Below are 22,186 nucleotides of genomic sequence, written 5' to 3' on the forward strand. Positions count from 1 at the left end.
CCAGGGTGGGAATACGGATATTCATCGGGCGGTCTTTTCTTGCGGTGTGGGCGGGACTGGGATTCGGCTGGCTTGGCTCAGGGTCGCAGGCAGGTCGGCGGGTTTCGGCTACGGCGAGGAGGGCCGCACGCGGGGACCGGCATGCCGCGGCAGCCCCCGTTCCCGAGGGTGGTCGTGAACGACCGGAAGGCGAACCCGGGGCGCCATGGAGTTGCGGCAAGCGCATCATCCTGACGTCCGCCCCGAGCCACGCGTGGACCGCCGGCGAGGCCAACGGGGCGGGGAGGTTGAGCGACCGCCGAACCGAAGTCCGACGTGGGCGATGCCCCGGGGACTGCGTGACCGCAGGGTCCGGGGGACCGCATTCCCGGGGCTAGCGCCCGTTGATGGGGCCTGGCTGCTGGGGTGCCGGAGGCTCGCTTGGCGGATCGCCTTCCGGCGGTGCCGGATCCGGCGGCGGGTCGCCTATGGGCGGCAGCGGATCGTCACCCGGGCGCGACGTGTCGGATTGCATGACGTGTCCCCCTTGGTCGCCCCTCGTGCGGGAGCCGACGACAACGCGCGTCGAGCCGGACGGTCGCGCCCGCAATTGCACGTCGGGCCGGACCGCCCGGGCACTTGGGTCACGGGCATGGGCTTGACCGGCGAGGCCGTCGACGGTTCGCCCGGACCTTGCTGCGGTAGCTCCTCACGACCTTGCGCGGCGTGCCTCCCGTTGCGATGGTCACCGCGGCCTCGCCGGTCGCCTGAACCTTCTCGGTCACCAACAGCCTGCTCTTCCGCGTGGCTCCGGTGCGCCGGACCGGCGTGTCCCCGTAGGCCGGGTGACCGGCCGGACATCCGAACGGGCTTGAGCGCGTGATCGAGGACCGCTGGAGAACGGACATGCCCGACGAGAAGGACCGGACCGACGAGGCACCCGAACCGACCGAGGACCTCGGCCTGCCGACGCTGCCGAGCCCGGGACGCGTCCCGCCTCCCCACTTGCCGCTGCTCCCTCCGGAGGACGACACCCCGCCTGCGAAGCCACATACCGATGGTTGGCCGTAAGGTCGGAGGGCGCGTGAGCGCGAGTGGCCTGCCCGGCGCGGTCCCGCGACCGTCGGGACGGCCGTCTCAGGCCATCAGGCGGTGGGTGTTGTCCGCGACGAGCTCCCGGTAGCGGGCGATGACATCGCCCTGGGTTCCTCCCGCCATCAGGGTGTTGGTGGCCTCCATCGCGGCCACGACCTTCTCGCCGACCATAGACACCATTTCGGCCTGACCTTCGGCGCCGCCCCAGGCGATCCGCACCAGCCGCAACTCGATGACCTTCTGCGCCTCCACGGCGAGCAGGAACGCGGCATAGAAGGGGTTCAACATAACGGCTCCGGTTGGACAGACGCATCCGTAAACGCCTGGACGGTCCCCGGTCCCCGCGGACGATGACGAAGGTGGCAGCCATCTCCACGGCTTCGGAGCGCCGCCCTGCGTCGGGCCGCCCGCAAATTCCCGCAATCACGACATAGGCGGTGGCCACGGACCCACGGGCAGGCGATGCCCACGCTTCCAGCTCCAGGCCAAGGTCGTACGGCGATAGCGTCCGAAGGGCGACCGCGAACGGCCGGCGCAGTCACGGACACCATGACCCAATACCTCGTCAGGCGCGCCAACCTTCTCGTGCTCGGCGTCCTGATGGCCATCGTCGCCCTGGTCGGCGCGGTGACCTGGGAGCGCCTCAACGCCTCGCGCGAGGCCCGGGAATGGTCGCAGCACAGCTACCGCGTCCTCAGCACCACCAAGGACCTCGCCATCGCCCTGCGCGACGCCGAGCGCGGCCAGCGAGGCTACGTCCTGACCGGCCGGGACGAGTACCTCGCGCCCTACGACGCGGCTCGCGACCGGTTGGGCCTGCTTCAGGGCGAGCTGCAGAGGCTGACCGCCGACAACCCCGTGCAGCAGGAGCGCATCCGCGCCCTGGCGCCGGCCATCCAGCACAAGCTGGAGGAACTCGCGCAGACCTTGCAGGCGCGCCGCGACGGCGGGCTTGAGAACGCCCTTCGCATTATCAACGGGGATGCCGGCCGCAACCACATGCGCGAAGCCGAGGCCATGCTCGACGGCATGCTGTCCGAGGAGCAACGCCTGCTCGACGAACGCCTTTCGCAGAATGACGGCCGGGCGGCCTGGGTGCGCTGGATGGTCATTGCCGGCTCGGCGCTGGCCGTCCTCACCATGCTCTGGGCGGCCCGCCTCCTGAACCAGGCTTGGTCGCGTTCCCACAGCACCGAGGCCGAGCAGCGGGCGCTGGCGCTGCGCCTGCGCACCACCCTCGACAGCCTCAGCCAGGGCGTCGCGGTGTTCGGGCCCGGGCGCAGGCTCGCGAACTGGAACGAGTGCTTCCAGGTGCTGCTCGACCTGCCGAAGGCGATGCTGCGGCCGGGCACCGCCTACGGCACCTTCGCCGAGCACACCGGCGAGCCGGGCCGCCCCGCCCTGGAGAGCGAGGACCAAGTCCGCCACGGCAGCCGGAATCCCCGCGAGGCGGTCACCTACGAGCGCGAGCGCGCCGACGGCCACCACCTGGAGATCCGCCGGACGCCGATGCCGGACGGCGGCTTCGTCCTGACGATCTCGGACATGACCAAGCGCGCCCAGGCCGAGGCCGTGCTGCGCGAGGCCCAGAAGATGCAGGCGGTCGGCCAACTGACCGGGGGCATCGCGCACGACTTCAACAACCTATTGCAGGTCATCCTCGGGAACCTGGAGTTCGTCCGGGCGAAGCTCGACGGCGACGCTAGGCTGCAGACCCGGATCGAGCGCGCGGCCTGGGCGGCCCAGCGCGGCGCGACCCTGACGGGCCAGCTCCTCGCCTTCGCCCGCAAGCAGCCGCTCGCCCCGGCGCCCGTCGACCTCGCCGCGACGATGCCGGACCTGATCCCCCTCCTGCGGCGCACGCTCGGCGAGCACATCGAGGTCCGCTACGTCGAGACCGCGGGCCTGTGGCCGGCAATGGCCGACCGGGCCCAGCTGGAGAGCGCGGTACTCAACCTCGCGCTCAACGCGCGCGACGCGATGCCGGGCGGCGGCCGGCTGACCATCGAGCTCGGCAACAAGGTTCTCGACGAGACCTACGCCCGGGGTAACGCCGAGATCACGCCGGGCGACTACGCCATGGTGGCGGTCTCCGATACCGGCCACGGCATGACGCCCGAGATCGTGGCCCGCGTGTTCGAGCCGTTCTTCACGACCAAGCCCGACGGCAAGGGCACCGGGCTCGGCCTCGCCATGGTGTTCGGCTTCGTCAGGCAGTCGGGCGGGCACGTGAAGATCTACTCCGAGCCCGGAGAGGGCACGACCGTGAAGATTTACCTGCCCCGGGCGGTCGGGGCGGTGACCGCCGTGGGGCAGCGCACGGCGTCCCCGGTGGAACTGCCGCGCGGCACGGCCACGGTGCTGGTCGTCGAGGACGAGGCGGGGGTGCGCGAGATCGCCTGCGCGATCCTTTCCGATCTCGGCTATCGGGTGCTGGAAGCGGTCGACGGCGAGGAGGGGCTACGGGTGTTCGGCGCGAACGCGGCGACCGTCGACCTGCTGCTGACCGACGTGATCCTGCCCGGGAAGGTGAGGGGGCGCGAACTCGCGGAGCGCGTCCAGGCCCTGCGCCCGGAGGTGCGGGTGGTGTTCATGTCCGGCTACACGGAGAACTCCATCGTGCATCACGGCCGGCTGGACGACGGGGTGCACCTCGTGGCCAAGCCGTTCAAACGCGAGCAGCTCGCCCGCAAGGTCGCCGAGGTGCTCGGTAATGCCACGGTGACGGCGCAAGTCGAAAACGTCGTGGTCCTGCGCCCCGCCAGGGACGCGGGATCGTAACGCCGGACGGTCATGCCTGACGGTCGACCCTGGACGGCCGGGGAACGGGAAGCGTGCGGGTCGGACCCCGGCAGGGGGAACCTCCCCTCCGCTCCACAATTGCCGCGTCGACATCACGGAGCAGATGCATGGCAACGAGCAGCACCCCGCGCACCCACCAGACGCGCAACGACACCAATTCCAATGCCAAGAGGGTGTCCATCGAGGCCCTGAACGCCCGGCTGGCCGACGGCATCGACCTCGCGCTGGCGATTAAGCAGGCCCACTGGAACCTCAAGGGGCCGCAGTTCATCGGCATCCACCTGATGCTGGACGGGTTCCGCGCCGAGATCAGCGACCTCAACGACAAGGTGGCCGAGCGGGCGGTGCAGCTCGGCGGGACGGCGATGGGGACGGCGCAGGTGGTGGCGGGGGCGACGAAGCTGCCGGCCTACCCGACCGAGATCTACGCCATCGCCGACCATGTCGCCGCGCTGATCGACAGCTACGCCGCCTACGCCAATGCCGTCCGCGAGAACATCGACGAGACGGACGAGGCGGGCGACCCCGGCACGGCGGACCTGTTCACCGAGGTCTCGCGCGCCGTCGACAAGCAACTCTGGTTCCTTGAAGCCCACGTCCAGGAGCCGACGGGCCAGATGCGCGACGGCGACGCCCGCAACTGAGGAAGGCTCGCCCCTCCGTACCAAATCGGACGGAGGGGCGCCGCAGGCGGTGTCGCTCACGGATGCCAGGGCGGCCAGGGGACTGAAGCTGGCGGCAACCCCGCTCTCGCTACCCACCCTTCGCGGACCCCGGGAAGGTCCCCTTCCCGGCAGCTCGATGGACGGCGATTCTACGGCCGGATCGGTTCGCCGAACACACGTGCGCAGTACTCCGTGAGGCGCTCGGGCTGATCGGCGGACCCACGGAACGCGATGTGGCCGTCCGGGCGAACGAGCACCAAGGCCGGTTGTCCCCCGAGATCGGCCATGCCCCTTGCCGCCGCCCTGGTCCCTCGGCCGCCGACTGACCCTTACCGCCGCCGAGGCGTTCACTCCGGAGACCCCACCCGTACGGGAGCCCCGATGTCGAGCCTGACCGAGCGCAAGGCACGCCTGATCATTCACGGCGACCGGCCCTACAACGCCGAGCCGCCCCTCGACCGATTGCGGGCCTCCTACCGGACGCCGGCGAAGGATTTCTACGTCCGCTCGCACGGCGACCTGCCGGACCTCGACGAGGCGACCTGGCGCCTCACCGTCGATGGAGGAACCGGCGCCGCGCTTGAGTTGTCGCTATCGGACCTGCGGACCCGCTTCCCGGAAACCAGGGTCACGGCCACGATGCAGTGCGCCGGCAATCGCCGCGCCGACATGCGTGCGGTCGCCCCGGTCTCGGGCGACCCATGGGATGCCGGCGCCATCGGCACCGCGGAATGGACCGGGGTTCGGCTCAGCGACGTCCTGCGTAAGGCGGGGGTCGCCGAGCGCCTGGGCCTGCATGTCGCCTTCGAGAGCCACGACACGGTGGAAGGCCACCCCTACGGGGCCTCGATCCCGCTCGCGAAGGCGATGGCGCCCGAGACCCTGCTGGCCTACGCCATGAACGGCGAGGCCTTGCTGCCGGAGCACGGCTTTCCGGTCCGCGCCGTGGTGCCGGGCTTCGCCGGCGTGCGCAGCCCCAAATGGCTTAGGCGCCTGAGCGTCCAGGACCACCCGTCGGACAACCCGATCCAGGCCGGCGACTACAAGCTGTACCCGGCCGACGTGACCGCCGAGACCGCCGATCCGGCCAAGGGGCACACCATCGACGCGATGCCGCTGAACGCGGCGATCTGCGAGCCCGGGTCCGGGGCCGCCCTCAAGTCGGGGAGCAACAGGGTCCGCGGCTATGCGGTGAGCGGCGACCGGGCCGTCGTACGCGTCGACGTCTCCGGGAACGGCGGTCGGTCCTGGGTGCAGGCCGAACTCGAACACGAGGCCGACGCGCCGTTCGCCTGGACGTTCTGGAGCGCGAACCTCGACCTGCCTCCCGGCGGGCACGAACTCGCCGTGCGCGCCTGGGACGCGGCCGGCCAGACGCAGCCGGCGCTGCCGGACGAGATTTGGAACCACAAGGGCTACCTTTGCGCCTGCTGGCATCGGGTGCCGGTCAACGTCACCTAGGGACGGGCGACCTGGCCTGTCGGCCATCGCCGCCCTCGTGGACGTCGCACCCGCAACGTCGGACCGTGGCGGGCGTTTCGAGTCCGTCCAGATACCCGGGGGGCGGGTCGCCTCCTTCAAACTCCAAGGAACAAAATGTCCCGCGAGACCAGCATCCAGGCGACAGAGAAATTCGGCGAACTCGTCAACGGCGGCCGGTTCGATGCCTTTCCCGAGGTCGTCGCCCCGGACTGCCACGACCATGACCCCGCGCCGGGCCAGCACATGGGGCCCGAGGGATACCAGGCTTTCTTCACGCAGCTCCGCTCGGCATTTCCCGACATGCAGGTCGAGGTGAAGAAGCTCGTCGCGGACGGGGACAGCGTCGCCTTCGCCTACACGCTCACCGGCACGCACCAGGGCGACTTCAACGGCCACAAGCCGACCGGGAAGGCCATCAAGGTCCGCGGCATGCAGATCGGCCGCTTCGTGGACGGCAAGATGGTCGAGCGCTGGGGCTCCTCCGACGAGCTGGGCATCCTGAAGCAGATCGGCGCCATCGAGGGTTGACGAAGTCCTCCGTGCCAGCGACGGCGCTCGACCTCGCCCAGGTCATGCGCGGACCGCGTCAGGTAGGTGCGTGGCAAGGCGCGGGTGCTTGATGAACGTGGACAGGGGCGGCGGTGGCCCGGGGGACCGCCGCCGGAACGAGGCCTACATCCGGTTCATCATGCGCTTCTTCATCATGTGCCGGCGCATCATCTTCCGGTGCATCATGCGCTTCTTCATCATCATCCGGTCGCCGTGCATCATGCGGACCTGGGTGACGCCGGCCGGGCTGGCCTGGAGACCGTTCGGGCCCAACGGCGCGGCGGATGCGGCGCCAGCTCCGAGCGCGAGGCTGCCGAGGACCGAGGCGGCGAGGGCAATGGTGGCGATCTTCATTCGACGTCTCCTGTAGGGGGAAGGAATCCCCCTCCGCACAGTGAGGGAAGATAAGGGACGACCACCAATTTCCTGATTTCTCAAATAAAAATTGTAATCCAACAGCGTTTGAGCACAACAAATCGGACGCCGGGGCAGGGCCTCGCGCCGCGCCCAGGCCGGGCGTACGCCAACCTGTACGAGGGCATGGAAGGGGAAGTTTCAAACCGGATTGGCAACGCTGACTGTGCTGCGCCAAATCGGCGATCGGTCACGCGTAAACGCGCGGGCCTTCCGTGACTGCCACCCCCAAGCGCGTCTTACCTGATGCCAGTACCTACGAAACGTCTGCTCCCGTAAGTCGTACGTCCCCGCACACCATGAAGCTTTACCGTCCGACAGCGGTGCGAGCCGCTCGGACTGCCGCTGACGCTTGATCGAAGCCACCATTCCGCATCCGGCGCCATTCAGACAATCGCAGGGCGTCCGCTTATCTAACTCTGCGCGCAAAAGCAGACCGGCAGAAATCCACCCATCAGAGACGCTCGCCTTGGCCCGAGGGGCAGCCGGAGGTGGCCGTAAGCGGAATGTCCGCCTCGGACACGGGGCGCCGGAAAAGCGGACGGCTACCTATCGACCCAACTGAGCCGTTCAGACACCTATCGGGGCATCCCGAAAGCCGACATCCGTCAACCGTCCGTCTGTTTCGGTTTGGGGTGATCTGCGAGCTTGTCCGCCAGAGGCTTAGCCATGACCATGGAGCTATACCCCTCCAATGGTCCATAGCCTCGCGTGATATAGAACCGCTGCGCCGTCTTCGTGGTCTCCAGCAGACACATCGCGGCCCCATGTCGGGCGCTGGCATCTTCCATCAGGTCAAGGAGCGCCGTGCTGACCCCTTGATATCTGGCCTCCGGCGCGACGTAGTTGAGTAGGATTGTCCCCCCTCCATCGACCATACCTACGCCGATGATCTCGGTCGCACGCTCGATTACGAGAAGCGATGCGCCGGGCTGGGCCAGCCAAGCGAGCCAACTGTCAGGGGTCTTATTCGCCGTCCATGCCGCGATGGTGGCTGGATCGCCGGCGTGGTCAGCATGGCAAAGTTCGGAGATTGACCGCCGGAGGACGCTGCTACCAGCCTCGGCATCTCTGGGTGTAGCAAGGCGCGCGTTCATTGCTCATTGTCTCTAGCCGATAGGCCACGCACTAGCGACCCAACCAAGCCGCCTGGATCGCAACAAACGCTTCCTACAAGCGGTCGTTCGGCGGCCTCCTGTAAATGTCAGCTCGGAGTGGCAGGCGGTCCTCTTCCTCGGCTACAATGCAAAAGTGGAGTTACCCAGCCTGCCCCCCGACCTTTCGTTCCCACGCCTTGGGAACAACGCTGACGACATCAACTTTGCCTTCCAAGCAAAGCGCTCCGCGCTAGGGCCACACATTGCAGCGCGATGGGGCTGGGACGAAGCTTTGCAGCGCAGAGTTCACGAAGAGCGATACGCCGCAAAGCCTTTCTTTGCAATCCAGCACATAGGACAACGAATAGGTACGATTTCAATCGAGATTTTGCCGACACATATGCGGCTTGGTGAATTCTATTTGCTTCCGATGTTTCAAGGAAAAGGACGCGGAGGCTCGATCCTTCAGCATTTTATCGGCCTAGCGGAGGTGCGCAATATTCCGATTAGACTGAAATATCTATATTGGAACCCGGTAGGGAGGCTCTATAGACGTTTTGGCTTCGTGGAACTGACACGCTCCGAGGCACACTGCTTTATGGAGCGACCTCCCGCTTCATAAATGTCGGCTCTGGGTCGATGATAGAGCGAGCGGTCGGGTGAAGGGCCATTGCCATTCGAGCTTTCAAGGGATTGGCCGTCAGCGGTATAAGGGGTCGGTGGGGCGAGCAAACCCGAAAAAGAACATGAGATCACGAAGGCAGTGCTAGTCATTCCATGCGATGATATGGGACCGTGCTAGATCCGAGTGGTCAACGACAACCGAGGCAATCTGCCTTGGTTTGCATTCGTTGAAATACAGCCTATTGCCTTCGATGTAACGTCGGTTCGATGTCGCCTTAGGATCAGGATCGCCGAACCCTGGACCTCGGCTTGCTCCCCTTGATATGGTGACCTCGAACGGCGCATCGAGGAAGACTGTGAAATCCCAGTAGCCACGCAGCTCCGGGCGATGCAGAAACAGGCCATCAAAGACGAGGATCGCGTCATTTGACGCGATCCGCTCCTCTGCCTCTATCGGCTTATCCGTTACATGATCGAAAGCTGCGGGCCGGATGAGCCGCGAGCCCTGCGCCATCAACGGTTGCAGCAGCACGCGGTGGAGAAGGGGGTAGTTGTAGGAATGCCGGTAAAAGCCCTCGGGAGATGATCGACCGAGGCGGTAGCGAACTGAACGAGTATGGTGGAACCCATCTGCCGAACTGCGGATGACCTCGCGTCCCTGTGCCCGCAGCGCGCCCCCAAGATCATCGGCGAAGGTCGTTTTGCCGACGCCGTCTACACCGTCTACGCCCACCATGAGCCCACGTTTCTGCTGAGCGTTGAGATAGTCTGCAATACGGTCAACGGCTGCCACAATTGACATTCCACCTAACATGGGTCGATCGGTCTCCATCCAATCCGTCCCGCCACTTGCGGCGTTGGCGTTGGGGCAGTCCTGCTTCATAGCCGGCGGTCGTCGTTTTTCCACCCTGAGCGGTCGGTCCGCGATCGACCCAACCCAGCCTTTCACCTGAGGATCCGGTCAGCCCGCAAGCAAACCTTGGAACAGCCTTCAACTCTAGCCGAACCGCAAGATCGGTCGAGTAAGTCATACGCATGTGCGCGTAGCTGGTCTCGCCACGAAGGTCGGGACGATGAGTGCGGCGCTCCGAAACTACCACGCCCGGATGCAGAGGGTGCTGGATCACATTGATCGGCACCTGGACGACGATCTGAACCTGGAGACGGTCAGCGCCATCGCCGCTTTCTCGAAGTACCACTTCCATCGGCAGTTCACGGCGACCTTCGGGTTGTCCGTGCATCGCTACGTTCAGCTTGCTCGCATGAAGCGCGCTTCATACCGGCTGGCCTACAGAGACGCCCAGAGCGTCACTGAAGTCGCGATGGACGCCGGCTACGACGCACCGGACGCCTTCGCCCGAGCCTTTCGGCAACGGTTCAGACAGTCGCCCTCGTCGTTCAGGAAGGCTCCCGACTGGGAACCGTGGCTTGCGGCCTTCGGGCCTCTCGAAGAAGCGAGGAGCAAGCTCATGCAAAGAACGTTCACAGCCGACGACGTGGTGATCCGTGATGCGCCATCGATGCGGGTGGCGATCATGGAGCACCGCGGCGATCCGGCGACGCTCGGTGCCACCATCCAGAGGTTCATCGCGTGGCGGAAGTCCGCCGGTCTCCACCCCAGGACGAACCCGACGTTTAACGTATGGCGGTTCGAGCGCCGTCCCGCGTCGCCGGCCGACTATAGCGTTGACCTCTGCGTCGGGACCGACCAACCGATTGAGGCGAATGGCGAGCAGATCAGGGTCGGTGAAATCCCTGGTGGACGTTGCGCGGTGCTCCGGGTCATGGGCAACACCGAAAACCTAGAGGTTCCCGCGATCTACCTCTATCGCAAGTGGCTTCCCTCCAGCGGCGAGGAGACCCGGGATTTTCCACTCTACTGCCAGCGCCTTGCGTTATTCCCGGAGGTTCCTGAGCATGAGGCGATCGCGGAGTTATTCCTGCCGTTGAAATAGCTCCGCGCAACGGCGGCTTGTCTCGTTTTCCAGCTGGAAGCGGACAGGCCGTTTCTCACCCCAAGCGGACCTCCCGCTTGCGATCCAATCCGGTCGGCGGATGACTCGGAGAGACTGCTCCGAAGCGGACGTCCGAGCGTGAACGAGCCACGTGTCCGCCTGTCGAGCAGGAATGTGGCGTGGCATGTCACATCTTTGCGGGCCAGCTCGTCGTAGCTTCGAACGTCGATCTCCGGCGTCCCGAGCACTGGGATCCGTCATGAGTCAGAACAAGCGGCTGGTCTGGACTGAGGTGGCGCCGCAGGGCGCGAGGGCGCTCTTCGGCATCCACCACTACATCACCACGGGCACCGACCTACCCCACGAACTGATCCACCTCGTCTTCTTGCGCGTGTCGCAGATCAATGGCTGCGCGCATTGCATCGACCTACATTCCCGCGATCTCCTCAAGACGATGCCGTTCGAGAAGGTCGTCCTGGTGCCAGTCTGGGCCGAGGTGCCCCACCTGTTCTCCGACCAATACCGAGCTGCGCTCGCGTGGGCGGAGGAAGTCACACTGGTCAGCAAGACGCACGCTTCCGACGAAGCCTATGAGGCCGCGAGCGCGGCTTTCACGGCAAAGGATCTCGTGGATCTCACGATCGCCATCGCGGCGATGAACGCATTCAATCGGCTCGGAGCGCCCTTCCGGCTTCCAGTCGTCGCGAAAGCCTGAGCCCCTTCCGAGCACGACCATGGCTGGGGCGACGGCAGCTTCCCGAGCTGCCAATCGATGAGCAGACCGGAAGCTTTCCACCCCGAGCGGATGGCCCGCTGCCGACCCAACCCAGCCGTTCAGACACCTGTCGGAGCATCCCGAAAGCCGACATCCGTCAACCGCCCGTCTGTTTCGGTTTGGGGCGATCTGCGAGCTTCTCTGCCAGAGGCTTAGCCATGACCACGGAGCTATACCCCTCCAGTGGTCCATAGCCTCGCGCGATATAGAACCGCTGCGCCGTCTTCGTGCTCTCCAGCAGACACATCGCGACCCCATGTTGGGCGCTGACATCTTCCATCGCCTCAAGGAGCGCAGTGCTGACCCCTTGATATCTGGCCTCCGGTGCGACGTAGTTGAGTAGGATTGTCCCCCCTCTATCGACCATACCTACACCGATGATCTCGGTCGCACGCTCGATTACGAGAAGCGATGCGCCGGGCTGGGCCAGCCAAACGAGCCAACTGTCAGGGGTCTTATTCGCCGTCCATGCCGCGATGGTGGCTGGATCGCCGGCGTGGTCGGCATGGCAAAGTTCGGAGATTGACCGCCGGAGGACGCTGCTACCAGCCGCGGCATCTCTGGGTGTAGCAAGGCGCGTGTTCATTGCTCATCGTCTCTAGCCGATAGGCCACCCGCTAGCGACCCGCCTCAGTCGTTCACGATCAACCCGGCTGACCCTATAAGCGGACGTAGCAGAGCCCTAGAGGCCCGCATGCTCGTCGTCCTCGGGGGACTACCCGGCACAGGCAAGACGATCTTGGGGAAGGCCCTCGCGGTCAAGCGTTCCGCTGCATACGGCCGCGTGGAGGAGATCGAGCATGCTCTTACCCACCATGCGAAGCTCGGCCCAGAGATCGGTGCGGCAGGTTACGTGGCGGCCTTCGCCGTTGCCGCATAGAACCTCAGGCTCGGCAGCCTCGTTATCGCCGACAGCGTCAATCCAGTCCCGGAGAGCCGAAAGGGCTGGCGGGACGTGGCGTGCGGAGAGGCCGCGCGCCTCCTTGAGACCGAGGTCATCTGTAGCGATGGGGTGGAACATCGACGCCGCGTCGAGGCCAGAACCGCGGACATAGCCGGGTTCGAGCTTCCCTCGTGGTCGTCAGTCATGGGAGGCGACTACGTGCCGTGGACCTCGCCCAGGCTAGTGGTGGACATGGCCCTTCTTACGCGGGAAGAGGCGGTCGCCGCGATTGAGGCCGCGATCGACGGGTTATCCGGACGAGCAATCCCGACCTCTTGAGCAGACGGTTGACCTCCTACTGGATGCGGTCGTTCCGCAGCCGAGCCAACCCGGTCGTGCAGGCTTGTGTGGCAAATAGCTGATTTTGTTGAAAAACTCGGAGGCAGCGCTTTAAGCGCCATTCAAACAGGCGTTCCTAAGAATTCCCGTTTCTCCTTTCCAACCCACAGCCACTTGCGCGGTGAATCGCGGGCGACGTGATAGCAGGACCTTTTCCGAACAGCGTGGCTCGCAGTGCTGCTTCAGATCAGTCGCGAGTTTTTCAACACAATGAGCTGAAAGCAGACCTCGGGTTCTGCTTCTCCAGATGGCAGGGATCGGCTGCAAGCGGAATGAACGCCCAGAGTAGGAGCCTTCTAGAGACGACAGGCTCCCGCCGACCCATGACAGCGGTGCAGGTATCTGCATATCATGCAATTGGTCGAGGCTCGCAGTCGGTCCTGGATACGTCGAAAGGAGGAATTCATCGAGCCCGGAATCCCACGATGCTCAAGCGGGAATTGTGGAGCCGCTCCGGTGCTATCAGCGCAAATACAGCCTCCGGCGAAAGCCTCCTTCCAGGCGGATCCGATTGCGCGCCCATCGCCTGACGTACCGCTGATCCTCGACCTCGACCGCACGCTGCTGCGCGCCGACGTCCTCTACGAGAAAGCGATCGCTTTAGTACGAGCAGATTTGCTCAACCTGTTGAAGATCCTCTACTGGGCTCTGAGTGGGCGTGCCTATCTCAAGCGTCGTATGGCGCAGGCCGCCACCCTCGACATTGAGGCTCTGCCCATCAACACCGAGTTGATGGCCTTTGCGCAGGCCGAGGCCCAGAGTGGGCGCCTTGTTCATATGTCGACGGCCACCGACAACGTGACAGCTGCTCAAATTGCGCGGCGCTTCTCGTTCATCACCAACGTCATCGCCAGTGACGGTGTAACGAACTTGAAGGGACAGAAGAAGGCTGCTGAACTCGCCCGTCGCTACCCGCTCGGCTTCGACTATGCAGGTGACAGTCGAGCCGATTTGCCTGTGTGGCGGGCTGCGCGCAAAGCCATCGTGGTCGAGGCCTCGGGGCGGGTTGAGCGGGCAGCTACTCTGGCTGCCAATGTAGTCGGTGTTTTCCGGCGCCCCTCTTACGCGCGCCTACTATTCAAGAGCATGCGGCCACACCAATGGGTGAAAAACGCACTCGTTCTGGTCCCCGCGATCCTGGCTGGGCGTATTTTCGAGCCAGGTGCCCTTTTCCAGCTTGTCATCAGTTTCCTGGCACTAAGCCTGATTGCCTCGGCCACCTACATCCTTAACGATATCTGGGATGTGGCTGACGACCGCCGTCATTGGTCGAAAAAGAACCGTCCGCTGGCTAGCGGCCGCTTGCCTATGGTTTACGGCTTTGCGGCTGTGCCAGCGGGCCTAGCCGCCGGGTTTCTGCTCGGCACGCTGGCGGGGGGTAAGGTGGTGCTGGCCCTAGCCGCCTACACAGGGCTCACATTAGCTTATTCATTCTATCTTAAGCGTGTGGTGCTTCTCGACGCGCTTACCCTAGCTTGCCTGTTCACGATCCGTTTGGCGGTCGGCACAGCGGCGGTGGCGGCGATTGCCTCGCCCTGGCTGTTCGTGTTCTCGATGTTCCTCTTCGCTTCCCTAGCTCTGGCCAAGCGACATACGGAAATCGCCCGAGCCATAGCGCGCGAAAGCGGCCGGATCGGCGGGCGCGGCTATCAAAGCGTCGATCTACCCCTGGTTTTGGCTGCTGGAGTGGCGGCGGGCACCTCGGCGCTGTTGATCCTAGTGTTCTACGTAATCGATGATGCCTTTAAACAGACCTTCTATGGCGACGTGGCTTGGCTCTGGGGCTTCCCGCTTGCTCTCTCCATTATCCTAGGGCGGATCTGGGTAGCCTGTCAGCGCGGGGAGTTGCAGGATGACCCAGTGGTCTTCGCGTTGACCGACCGGCTCGCGCTTGCAGCTGGAACGGCCCTATCGGTCTGCTTTGTGCTGGCCTGGGCGGGGGTTTCGACCTGAGATGGCACAGCATCATCACCTTGATCGGCGCGTCCGATTTCTATTGGCTGGTGGTTTTGCTTCGGGCATAAGCTGGCTGTCTCGCTTTCTCTTCAGCACCTTAATGTCTTACGCGGCTGCAGTCGCTGTTGCGACTGCGGTTGGCATGATGATTGGTTTTGTGACCTATCGAAGCTACGTCTTCCCAGACTCACGCCAGTCGCTAGGTGCGCAGTTGGTGGGGTTCCTGTTCGTAAATCTCGCGGGCGCCGCTGTCACTATCACGATCGCGATTGCTGTCCGCACGCTTCTATCGCCTACGCTGGGTCCGAGTGTGTTGACGGACCCAACCGCCCACGCAGTGGGAATAGCGGTTGGTGCCGCCACCAATTACCTTGGCCACAAAAGTATAACCTTTCGGACCATTTGATAAGAAGCTGGGCACTCTCAATTCATTGACGAGCATCACTAAGCAAATCCCTCACTTTTGAAACAGCTGGACTGCGCGATGCCCGTATTATTGAAGAATTCGGCGGAAACAGGCCCATCGCACATCTCGGACCAGATTCCCACGATCATACAGCGTGTCGTGGGGATTTTTGGCGTTGTGTTGATGATGGCCGGGATTGCGCTTGCGCTTGTTAAGATCGCAAGGGACCCTGCTTGGCCATCCACAGTGGATTTGAGCTTATACCTTGATGCCGCGCAGCTTTTTGCACAGGGGCAAAGTCCCTATGTATTCAACGGAAGCCAAGATCCCTTTGCATATCCGCCTCTTGTGGCCGCCCTCGTCGCCTCGGCCGGTCATTTGCTTGGTTATGGCAAGCTCTGGATAATTTGGCCTTGCCTTAGCATCGGATGCCTAGTCGGCAGCGTGCTTCTATTGCGAAATTTCGGGCGCATTGTCCCGGACGAATGGCTCCTTTTCCTGACCGGAATTCTCCTGTGCAGCCGCATAGTTCGCTCCGATCTCTATCATGGGCAGATAAATTTGCTTCTGCTTTTTGTCACTCTACTCGGGCTCCGATCATTCCTAAAATTTGATGACGTTCGTGGCGCAATTGCCTGGGCCTTTGTGATAGTATGCAAACCTTTCATGGGGGTGTTGATCTTCTATCTATTATGCCGACGTAGTTGGCGCGCCGCTGTTCTGACAGCCAGCATTGCGGCTGTTCTTTTTACCGGCCCGTTCCTCCTCATCAGCAATCCGATAGAGGGAGTTAGGGGGTGGCTCGCGACGTCGGCCTTCTACACGATGCTGCCCGCCGCCGCACGGCAAGACCATCAGTCGTTTCGCAGCTTGGCTATGCGGCTATTCGGCGAGAACCCGTACAGCGTTCCCTGGTTCGACGCGCCGGCAATCATTCCCGTCGTCGGCATCCTCGCCGCTGCCATCGCAGTCGGGATTTTTCTGGTGGCTATTGCACTGCTTCCGGATCCGACAACGCGCGGTGAACCTTCAGATGCCGGACGGTCCTTGACCGAGATCGGCCTGACGTTGGGCCTCGCGTTAAGCTGTGGTCCGCTGATGGAAGGTGATCACCTCATTTTGATATGGCCAGCCCTTTATGGTGCGCTGTTGAGCGCGCGCCAATCGCCCATTGGCGGATTGGCGCAACGACGTTGGCGATTGGCTGCTGTTACTTGGAGCCTTGCCCTCTGTGCATTTGCGCTTCCAGTGACCGTACCGCTCATCGTGACACCGGACTGGCCGGTGCTTCAAGGGCCGGCTATCCTCTTAAGTGGTCGAAACGGCTTTATGGTGCTGCTGGCTTGCCTGCTAAGCATGTATGCGCTTACAGCTAGCGCCGTTACCCGTCGCTCGTTTGAGCAGAATTGACACGGAATTGCTGTGCTTGCGCTCTCGACAAGCAGAGAAGCAGTATTGCAACCATAGGCGTCATTGGCTGGATGGATTCATATGCGCTGTTACATGGGCTGAGTGAGATCTGGTTTTGTGGCTGCAGTTTCTATAAGCGGACCGGCGGGAAACCACCCGATCCGGTCACTCAGCTGCCGAGGCCGGTAGCCCGCAAGCGGACGCGACCGATGACACGTCCTACCTGTGCGCCTGCCGGTAGTCACGCGGGCTTATGCCGGAGCGATCCTTGAAGCGGCGAGCGAAATGCGCTTGGCTGCTGAAACCGCAGCCGTAAGCCAGCATGCCGATCGACAGGTGGGCGCATGCCGGATCGCCCAGGCGCCTGGCTGCCGCCTCCAGGCGGCGTGCCCAGATGTAGTCGGAGATGTGACGGCGGCGCTCGTGGAACAGCTCCTGCAGCCGACGCAGGGACACGCCGACCGCAGCGGCGAGCTGCGGTGGGTCGAGGGTCGCGTCACTCAAATGAGCCTCGACGTAGGCCTTGGCGCGCTGGACCGTAGCGTTGCCGTGACGGAGCAGGTGGTGCTGAAGCTGCGCCAGATCGAGGTGCAGACGGCCCAGGGCAAAAGTTTGTCACTGGCGTGCAAGGAGGCGGAGCTCTCCGAGCAGATCTACTACCGCTGGCGCAAGGAGTACGGCGGCCTCCAAGTCGATCAAGCCAGGAAGATGAAGGATCTGGAGCGCGAGAACGCGCGGCTACGGCGGCTCGTGGCTGACCTGTCCCTGGAAAAGCAGGTGCTGACGGACGTCGCCTCGGGAAACTTGTTCTCTATCCGGGGTTCATCGGTCAACGCCCTTTCGTGCGCATCCTGGCTCGACGCGTGATCGGTCCAGTGGAGCTCTTGCTTCTCTCCGAGGTCGGCCGGTGCCGCCTCATGATGGGGTTAGAGGGAGTGGGCGGAGCGATTCTCAAGCCGCGCGCTCGGCAGAACCGACGCTCGAGTTTCCTCGGTCTCACCCGCTCCCGTCGTCCCCACAGGGACCTCCTCCACGCCGGAGGAGCTCGGTGTTACGTGTTGCGCTGATCCGTAGGCGTCAGGCCACCGTCGCGGCTTCGGCCGACCAACGGAAGTCCTTCTCGTCGCGCCACATGCGATGCAGCACGATCGCCAGCTTGCGGGCGACGGCCACGAGGGCCTTCTGCATGCCTCTGCGCTTGGCCACAGCCAGCCCCCAGACCTTCAGCGAGGACCATCGAAGCCGAGCGCCAGTCAGCAGCACGAGCGCGGCCTCATACAGTGCGGCGCGCATCATCGTGTCGCCGCACTTCGAGACCCGGCCAACCCGCAGCGTCTCGCCGGACTGGTAGAGCCGCGGCGTCAGACCATAATGCGCCCCGACACACTGCGATCGGCCGAAGCGGGCCGGGTTGTCGACGCAGGTACGGTAGGTCAACGCCACGACCGGCCCGACGCCCGGCGCGGTCATCAAGCGCCGGCAGACCGGGTCGGTGCGGACCTGGTCCAGCAGCATCTTGTGCAGCTTGGCGAGTTGGGTCCGCAGCGCCGAGCGCACCTCCAACAGCGGCAGGACCACGGCCGCGACGAAGGGCAGATCGAGCACGAGGTCGCGCACGCGCTGCTCGAACCCGGCAGCCCCCACGACACCCACCTTGAGGCCGAAGTTGCGCAGCTGGCCGCGCAGGTCGCTCTCGATGTCGTAAGCCTTGCGCTGAAGCAGCTTGCGCGAGGTCAGGAGCAGGCGGCGTTGCTGGCTGGCAGGCGTTTTGACGTGGACCGGTTTGAACAGGCCGACCCGCATCATCTGAGCTATGCCCATCGCGTCGTTGCGGTCGGTCTTGTTGATGCGGGCCGAGAGAGCCGCATGCATGTGGCGGGTCTCGACGCAGATCGCCGGCAGTCCGGCTTCGACCAAGCCGGCGTAGTGCCACGGTGAGAGCGGTCCCGCCTCCAGACCGACACGCGCGTAGCTGTGGCCCAGGTCGATCAAATGCCGGCCGATCACCTCGGGATGGCTCTCGACGGTGGCCCGGTGCACGACCTGACCATGGGGATCGACGATGCAGATCGCGGTCTCCTTCACGGAGACATCGAGGCCGACGTGGTGCTGCTCGCTCATGGTGGGGCTCCGGGATTGGATCGGAGCGCCATCATGCCGCCGCTTCCGCAGCGCGAGGCACCCCGAATACCCCATCTAGCCCCCGAGCGACGCCGGCAGGCGGTCGACGGGATCCGGGAGAAGTACGGCCTCTCGGAACGTCACGCCTGCCGGATCGTCGGCCAGCACCGCGGCACGCAATGCTACGTGCCGACTGTGCTGGCCGACGAGGATGAGCTGACCCACGCCATCATCGCCCTGGCGTCCGAGTACGGACGCTATGGCTATCGCCGCGTCACCGCGCTGCTGCAGGCAGCAGGGTGGCAGGTGGGCAGGGATCGGGTTCAGCGCATCTGGCGTCGCGAGGGGCTCAAGGTCCCGCAGAAGCACCGGCCGCGCAGCCGGCTTTGACTGAATGACGGCTCGTGCGTGCGACTGCGTCCGCTCCACCGCAATCACGTCTGGAGCTTCGACTTTGTCCAGGCGCGGACCCACGGCGCGGACCCACGACGGACGCTCGCTCCGGGTCCTGACGCTGATCGACGAGCATAGCGGGGCTTGTCTGGCGCTGAAAGTGGCGCGACGCATCAACAGCGTCGGCGTGATCGAGACGCTGGCCGACGCCATGTGCCTGCACGGCATCCCGAAGCACATCTGCTGCGATAATGGCCCTGAGATGATCTCCAAGGTGTTGCGCAAATGGGCCGCCAAAGCCGGAGCACAGATCCAGTACATCGCACCGGGCTCGCCGTGGGAGAACGGTGACTTACGAGAGCTTCAATGGCAAGCTTCAGGATGAGTGCCTGAGACAGGAGATTTTCTACTCGCTGAAGGAGGCGCAGATCGTGATCGGCCTTTGGCAAACTACCTACAACCTCGTCCGGCCGCATTCGTCCCTGGGCTATCGGCCACCCGCGCCTGTCAGCTACCCGGATCTGACCTTCCGGCTACCCATGACAGCGGCCATCCAGTAGCCTCCCAATCGGCTCGGTCCAAACTATCGGTCCGGTCAGGCTGAACACCCCCATCTGCGCGCCCGCGATACACGGACGCAAGATATCGAACCCGCTCTCGGCTCTATAACAGCAGCTCAACCGTAGATAATCGGCAAAATATACATGTAATAATTCCAATATGCGCGATTGTCCCGGATCTGTTTGTTCGATCGGAGACGAACCACGGGCGGGAAGAACTGCCCGCACTCGTTCCTTGGCGGCGCGCTGTAAGCGGCCGGACAATGGACCCGCGACGGCGCGGGTCGAGCATCATCGGAGGCGTTCGCGCATCGCGGCGCGGCGATCTTCTGCGCCCGTCGCCTTCCCCGGATCCCGCTCTCAGACGGCCCAATCCGCCGCCAGCGCGGCGGCCGCGTACCGGGCGCGCGCCGCCGCATCCCGCGGGAGCCCGGCGCGCTCGCACCACGCCGCGAAGATCTCCGGCTCGATCGGCACGCGCACGACCTCGACGCCGCTGCGCTGCACCTCCCGCTCCATCTGCTCCGTGGCGATGCGCCAAGTCTCGTAGTCGGGCGGCAGCTTGGCACCGTCCGCGAGGCGGGTGCGCAGGGCTTGGTACTGCTCCGGGGCGTACCAGGGCAGTCCGACGCGGCGGGGGCGGTCCATCTGGGCTCTTCGAACGGTCACGCTGAACGACCGTCAACGGTCGTGAGCGGCGTCTGGTTCGAACCCGGATCGCGGGCCGGCCGCGATCATGCCGCAGCGGCCGAACGCCCGATGGCCGCGCCGGCGGCCGCCCGCTAGCCGGTGGGGATGGATCCGCTCGTTCTCACCCTCATGGCCTCGGCTCTCACCTTCTCGAGCTTCGTCGTGCTGCTCGGCTGGCGCTGAGCCCCGGGATCGCGCGTCGGGCCGGCGGCCTCAACGCGGCGCGATCCCGGTCTCGGGCCGGTCCGGGATGTCCAGATCGAGGAGCGCGGAGCCGAGGCCCTTGCCGTGCGCGTCGAGGGCCAGAGAGCGGGTGACGCCGCCGCCGAGCGCCCCCGTGAGCACGAAGTTCAGCGCCCCGATCCTCGGTAGCGCGTAGCGGGTCACATCGCCGGTCACGATCCCGCGGAAATGCTCCCGCACCCGCTCGGCCGTGACGTGCGCCGCGAGGTGCCCGTAATCGGCCGCGTCGTAGGCGATCAGCGCGATGTTCGACGTGTTGCCCTTGTCGCCCGTGCGGGCATGGGCGAGCGCGCGCAGCTTCATCCTCGGGACTCCCGGCTCTCAGACTTCGACGACGTGCACGCGCGGCCGGGCAAGCGCGGCCGGGACGAGGACCGACTGCACCGCCACCACCTCGCGGGCCGACTTCCAGGCGCCGCCGCCGCCGGCCGGGCCGTTGGTGTAGAGCGTCTCGACCTCGTTGCCGATGCGCACGGCCTCGGCGTGGGTCTCGGTACGACCGGCGACCCGCAGGCGGACCTCGTAGGGCTCCCGGCCGCCCGACAGCGCCGCGCCGTGAAGCGCGTCGACGCCGATCAGGTCGCAGCGCAGCTCGCCCGTCGCCACGCCGGTGAGGGCGAGGCGCTCGCGCACCACCGCGAGGGCGAGGCGCCCGCGGGCCAGGGCACCGGGTCCGGCGTAGGAGATCTGCCCCTCGCCGATATAGGAATCCACGTATCCGACCGAGACCTTCAGGAGGCCCGTCGCCGGCGCGCCGGCCGCGCCGCTCACCCGGACGCGGTCGGGGCCGGTCTGCTCCATCTCGACGCCGGAGAAGTCGCCGACCACGTCCGGCTGGATATAGCGGGCCGGGTCGTGCACCTCGTAGAGCAGCTGCTCCTTGCAGGTGGCGAGGCTGATCCGGCCGCCCGAGCCCGCGACCTTCGTGATCTCGACGGTGCCGTCCTCGGCCACGATCCCGATGGGGAAGCCGAGACGTGCGAGGTCCGGAACGTCCTTGCAGCCCGGATCGGCGAAGTAGCCGCCGGTGATCTGGCCGGCGCATTCGAGGAGGTGGCCCACGAGGGTGCCGCGGCCGAGGCGCTCCCAGTCGTCCATCGCCCAGCCGAAGGCGTGCACCAGGGGGGCCAGGAACAGGGCCGGGTCGCCGACGCGGCCGGTGATGACCACGTCGGCGCCGTCCGCGAGGGCGGCCACGATCGGCGCCGCGCCGAGATAGGCGTTCGCCGAGACGATGCGGTTGCCGAGGCTGGCGACCGGTTCGCCGCTCTCCTCCAGGACGAAGTCGCCCGCCCGCACCGCGTCGAGCAGGTCGTCGCCGGTCACCGCGGCGATCCGCAGGCCGGCGAGACCCATCTCCCGCGCGAGTGCCCCGGCCTTCCGGGCGGCGGCGACCGGGTTGGCCGCGCCCATGTTGGTGACGATGCGGATGCCGCGGGCCCGGCACGGGCCGAGCACGGCCCGCAGCCGCGCCTCCAGCAGCGGATCGTAGCCGCCCTCGGGGTCGCGCAGCTTCGCCTGCTGCGCCAGCGCGATGGTGCGCTCGGCGAGGCACTCGAACACGAGGTAGTCGATGTCGCCGCGCTCGGCGAGCTCGACGGCGGGCTCGATGCGGTCCCCGGCATAGCCGGCGCCGGCGCCGAGGCGGACGGTTCTCATGGCGCGCTCTCCGCTGTCAGAGGAAGTCA

21 protein-coding genes and 3 pseudogenes are annotated in these 22,186 nt (G+C 65.2%); 13 read left to right on the top strand and 11 right to left on the bottom strand.

All coding sequences use genetic code 11. The features are described from left to right. Nucleotides 1–1,116: 1,116 nt before the first annotated feature. Nucleotides 1,117–1,362, bottom strand: a complete 246-nt coding sequence (locus LOK46_RS21990; RefSeq protein ID WP_273560530.1) for a hypothetical protein — start codon at nt 1,360–1,362, stop codon at nt 1,117–1,119. A 261-nt stretch (nt 1,363–1,623) separates the two neighbouring features. On the opposite strand from LOK46_RS21990, the gene LOK46_RS21995 reads away from it, so the two are divergent. Both LOK46_RS21995 and dps read left to right on the top strand, forming a co-directional pair. Beyond that, the gene (locus tag LOK46_RS21995; RefSeq protein ID WP_273560531.1) at nt 1,624–3,855 is read left to right on the top strand and encodes a CHASE3 domain-containing protein; all 2,232 of its coding nucleotides are present in this window, start codon (nt 1,624–1,626) and stop codon (nt 3,853–3,855) included. A 128-nt stretch (nt 3,856–3,983) separates the two neighbouring features. Then, nucleotides 3,984–4,520, top strand: coding sequence for a DNA starvation/stationary phase protection protein Dps (gene dps, locus LOK46_RS22000; RefSeq protein ID WP_273560532.1), 537 nt, complete (start codon nt 3,984–3,986; stop codon nt 4,518–4,520). 170 nt (nt 4,521–4,690) lie between these two features. Here the strand turns inward: dps and LOK46_RS32865 are convergent, their stop codons facing one another. Next, nucleotides 4,691–4,828, bottom strand: coding sequence for an aromatic-ring hydroxylase C-terminal domain-containing protein (locus LOK46_RS32865; RefSeq protein WP_337251950.1), 138 nt, complete (start codon nt 4,826–4,828; stop codon nt 4,691–4,693). Nucleotides 4,829–4,922: 94 nt separating this feature from the next. Between LOK46_RS32865 and LOK46_RS22005 the strand changes: the two genes are divergently transcribed. Beyond that, entirely contained in the window at nt 4,923–6,002 is a 1,080-nt protein-coding gene (locus LOK46_RS22005) for a molybdopterin-dependent oxidoreductase (protein WP_273560533.1), read from the top strand. Nucleotides 6,003–6,137: 135 nt separating this feature from the next. After that, complete coding sequence (locus LOK46_RS22010) at nt 6,138–6,551, top strand: ester cyclase (RefSeq protein ID WP_055950637.1); 414 nt, start codon at nt 6,138–6,140, stop codon at nt 6,549–6,551. A 144-nt stretch (nt 6,552–6,695) separates the two neighbouring features. On the opposite strand, the gene LOK46_RS22015 is transcribed toward LOK46_RS22010, so the two are convergent. Together LOK46_RS22015 and LOK46_RS22020 are read right to left on the bottom strand one after the other, a co-directional pair. Next, nucleotides 6,696–6,926, bottom strand: coding sequence for a hypothetical protein (locus LOK46_RS22015; protein WP_273560534.1), 231 nt, complete (start codon nt 6,924–6,926; stop codon nt 6,696–6,698). 668 nt (nt 6,927–7,594) lie between these two features. Then, nucleotides 7,595–8,083, bottom strand: coding sequence for a GNAT family N-acetyltransferase (locus LOK46_RS22020; RefSeq protein ID WP_273560535.1), 489 nt, complete (start codon nt 8,081–8,083; stop codon nt 7,595–7,597). Nucleotides 8,084–8,237: 154 nt separating this feature from the next. On the opposite strand from LOK46_RS22020, the gene LOK46_RS22025 reads away from it, so the two are divergent. Continuing rightward, nucleotides 8,238–8,705 carry a GNAT family N-acetyltransferase gene (locus LOK46_RS22025; RefSeq protein WP_273560536.1) on the top strand — a complete coding sequence of 156 codons (468 nt, stop codon included), beginning with the start codon at nt 8,238–8,240 and terminating at the stop codon, nt 8,703–8,705. A gap of 144 nt (nt 8,706–8,849) precedes the next feature. On the opposite strand, the gene LOK46_RS22030 is transcribed toward LOK46_RS22025, so the two are convergent. Then, the gene (locus tag LOK46_RS22030; RefSeq protein ID WP_273560537.1) at nt 8,850–9,590 is read right to left on the bottom strand and encodes a uridine kinase; all 741 of its coding nucleotides are present in this window, start codon (nt 9,588–9,590) and stop codon (nt 8,850–8,852) included. Nucleotides 9,591–9,780: 190 nt separating this feature from the next. On the opposite strand from LOK46_RS22030, the gene LOK46_RS22035 reads away from it, so the two are divergent. Both LOK46_RS22035 and LOK46_RS22040 read left to right on the top strand, forming a co-directional pair. Beyond that, the gene (locus LOK46_RS22035; RefSeq protein ID WP_273560538.1) at nt 9,781–10,662 is read left to right on the top strand and encodes an AraC family transcriptional regulator; all 882 of its coding nucleotides are present in this window, start codon (nt 9,781–9,783) and stop codon (nt 10,660–10,662) included. 259 nt (nt 10,663–10,921) lie between these two features. Continuing rightward, on the top strand, nt 10,922–11,377 hold the full coding sequence (locus tag LOK46_RS22040; protein ID WP_273560539.1) for a carboxymuconolactone decarboxylase family protein: 456 nt from the start codon (nt 10,922–10,924) through the stop codon (nt 11,375–11,377). 157 nt (nt 11,378–11,534) lie between these two features. Here LOK46_RS22040 and LOK46_RS22045 read toward each other — a convergent pair whose 3' ends face one another. Next, a complete protein-coding gene (locus tag LOK46_RS22045) occupies nt 11,535–12,023 on the bottom strand; it encodes a GNAT family N-acetyltransferase (protein ID WP_273560540.1) in 489 nt (162 codons plus the stop codon). A gap of 108 nt (nt 12,024–12,131) precedes the next feature. Between LOK46_RS22045 and LOK46_RS22050 the strand changes: the two genes are divergently transcribed. The 4 genes from LOK46_RS22050 (at nt 12,132) to LOK46_RS22065 (ending at nt 16,491) form a co-directional block, all read left to right on the top strand. Beyond that, a complete protein-coding gene (locus tag LOK46_RS22050; protein WP_273560541.1) occupies nt 12,132–12,317 on the top strand; it encodes a hypothetical protein in 186 nt (61 codons plus the stop codon). Nucleotides 12,318–13,175: 858 nt separating this feature from the next. Further along, nucleotides 13,176–14,672: a UbiA family prenyltransferase gene (locus LOK46_RS22055; protein WP_273560542.1), complete on the top strand. Its 1,497-nt coding sequence runs from the start codon at nt 13,176–13,178 to the stop codon at nt 14,670–14,672. Nucleotide 14,673: 1 nt separating this feature from the next. Then, a complete protein-coding gene (locus LOK46_RS22060) occupies nt 14,674–15,081 on the top strand; it encodes a GtrA family protein (protein WP_273560543.1) in 408 nt (135 codons plus the stop codon). Nucleotides 15,082–15,159: 78 nt separating this feature from the next. Beyond that, nucleotides 15,160–16,491, top strand: a complete 1,332-nt coding sequence (locus tag LOK46_RS22065; protein WP_273560544.1) for a glycosyltransferase family 87 protein — start codon at nt 15,160–15,162, stop codon at nt 16,489–16,491. Nucleotides 16,492–16,710: 219 nt separating this feature from the next. Here LOK46_RS22065 and LOK46_RS22070 read toward each other — a convergent pair. Further along, a pseudogene (locus tag LOK46_RS22070) lies at nt 16,711–17,043 on the bottom strand (helix-turn-helix domain-containing protein); the annotation flags it as partial. Between LOK46_RS22070 and LOK46_RS22075 the strand changes: the two are divergent. Beyond that, nucleotides 16,996–17,298 (top strand): annotated as a pseudogene (locus tag LOK46_RS22075) (transposase); the annotation flags it as partial. The pseudogenes LOK46_RS22070 and LOK46_RS22075 sit on opposite strands and share 48 nt — an antisense overlap. A 270-nt stretch (nt 17,299–17,568) precedes the next feature. Here the strand turns inward: LOK46_RS22075 and LOK46_RS22080 are convergent. Further along, nucleotides 17,569–18,612, bottom strand: a complete 1,044-nt coding sequence (locus LOK46_RS22080) for an IS110 family transposase (protein WP_273560545.1) — start codon at nt 18,610–18,612, stop codon at nt 17,569–17,571. 75 nt (nt 18,613–18,687) lie between these two features. On the opposite strand from LOK46_RS22080, the pseudogene LOK46_RS22085 reads away from it, so the two are divergent. Further along, nucleotides 18,688–19,565: pseudogene (locus tag LOK46_RS22085) on the top strand (IS3 family transposase); the annotation flags it as partial. Nucleotides 19,566–19,925: 360 nt separating this feature from the next. On the opposite strand, the gene LOK46_RS22090 reads toward LOK46_RS22085, so the two are convergent. From LOK46_RS22090 to LOK46_RS22100, 3 genes are all read right to left on the bottom strand, one after another. Further along, nucleotides 19,926–20,213, bottom strand: coding sequence for a hypothetical protein (locus LOK46_RS22090; RefSeq protein WP_273560546.1), 288 nt, complete (start codon nt 20,211–20,213; stop codon nt 19,926–19,928). A 255-nt stretch (nt 20,214–20,468) separates the two neighbouring features. Then, the gene (locus LOK46_RS22095) at nt 20,469–20,801 is read right to left on the bottom strand and encodes an AtuA-related protein (protein ID WP_273560547.1); all 333 of its coding nucleotides are present in this window, start codon (nt 20,799–20,801) and stop codon (nt 20,469–20,471) included. A gap of 18 nt (nt 20,802–20,819) precedes the next feature. After that, entirely contained in the window at nt 20,820–22,157 is a 1,338-nt protein-coding gene (locus LOK46_RS22100) for an acyclic terpene utilization AtuA family protein (RefSeq protein ID WP_273560548.1), read from the bottom strand. Between the last annotated feature and the right edge of the window lie 29 nt (nt 22,158–22,186).

It is taken from the genome of Methylobacterium sp. NMS14P, assembly GCF_028583545.1.
GTDB lineage: Bacteria > Pseudomonadota > Alphaproteobacteria > Rhizobiales > Beijerinckiaceae > Methylobacterium.

Excerpts from the sequence above, each read along its gene's own strand:
- LOK46_RS21990 (WP_273560530.1), bottom strand. The coding sequence starts at position 1,362 with ATGTTGAACCCCTTCTATGCCGCGTTCCTGCTCGCCGTGGAGGCGCAG.
- LOK46_RS21995 (WP_273560531.1), top strand. The coding sequence starts at position 1,624 with ATGACCCAATACCTCGTCAGGCGCGCCAACCTTCTCGTGCTCGGCGTC.
- dps (WP_273560532.1), top strand. The coding sequence starts at position 3,984 with ATGGCAACGAGCAGCACCCCGCGCACCCACCAGACGCGCAACGACACC.
- LOK46_RS32865 (WP_337251950.1), bottom strand. The coding sequence starts at position 4,828 with ATGGCCGATCTCGGGGGACAACCGGCCTTGGTGCTCGTTCGCCCGGAC.
- LOK46_RS22005 (WP_273560533.1), top strand. The coding sequence starts at position 4,923 with ATGTCGAGCCTGACCGAGCGCAAGGCACGCCTGATCATTCACGGCGAC.
- LOK46_RS22010 (WP_055950637.1), top strand. The coding sequence starts at position 6,138 with ATGTCCCGCGAGACCAGCATCCAGGCGACAGAGAAATTCGGCGAACTC.
- LOK46_RS22015 (WP_273560534.1), bottom strand. The coding sequence starts at position 6,926 with ATGAAGATCGCCACCATTGCCCTCGCCGCCTCGGTCCTCGGCAGCCTC.
- LOK46_RS22020 (WP_273560535.1), bottom strand. The coding sequence starts at position 8,083 with ATGAACGCGCGCCTTGCTACACCCAGAGATGCCGAGGCTGGTAGCAGC.
- LOK46_RS22030 (WP_273560537.1), bottom strand. The coding sequence starts at position 9,590 with ATGAAGCAGGACTGCCCCAACGCCAACGCCGCAAGTGGCGGGACGGAT.
- LOK46_RS22035 (WP_273560538.1), top strand. The coding sequence starts at position 9,781 with ATGAGTGCGGCGCTCCGAAACTACCACGCCCGGATGCAGAGGGTGCTG.
- LOK46_RS22040 (WP_273560539.1), top strand. The coding sequence starts at position 10,922 with ATGAGTCAGAACAAGCGGCTGGTCTGGACTGAGGTGGCGCCGCAGGGC.
- LOK46_RS22045 (WP_273560540.1), bottom strand. The coding sequence starts at position 12,023 with ATGAACACGCGCCTTGCTACACCCAGAGATGCCGCGGCTGGTAGCAGC.
- LOK46_RS22050 (WP_273560541.1), top strand. The coding sequence starts at position 12,132 with ATGCTCGTCGTCCTCGGGGGACTACCCGGCACAGGCAAGACGATCTTG.
- LOK46_RS22060 (WP_273560543.1), top strand. The coding sequence starts at position 14,674 with ATGGCACAGCATCATCACCTTGATCGGCGCGTCCGATTTCTATTGGCT.
- LOK46_RS22065 (WP_273560544.1), top strand. The coding sequence starts at position 15,160 with ATGCCCGTATTATTGAAGAATTCGGCGGAAACAGGCCCATCGCACATC.
- LOK46_RS22080 (WP_273560545.1), bottom strand. The coding sequence starts at position 18,612 with ATGAGCGAGCAGCACCACGTCGGCCTCGATGTCTCCGTGAAGGAGACC.
- LOK46_RS22090 (WP_273560546.1), bottom strand. The coding sequence starts at position 20,213 with ATGGACCGCCCCCGCCGCGTCGGACTGCCCTGGTACGCCCCGGAGCAG.
- LOK46_RS22095 (WP_273560547.1), bottom strand. The coding sequence starts at position 20,801 with ATGAAGCTGCGCGCGCTCGCCCATGCCCGCACGGGCGACAAGGGCAAC.
- LOK46_RS22100 (WP_273560548.1), bottom strand. The coding sequence starts at position 22,157 with ATGAGAACCGTCCGCCTCGGCGCCGGCGCCGGCTATGCCGGGGACCGC.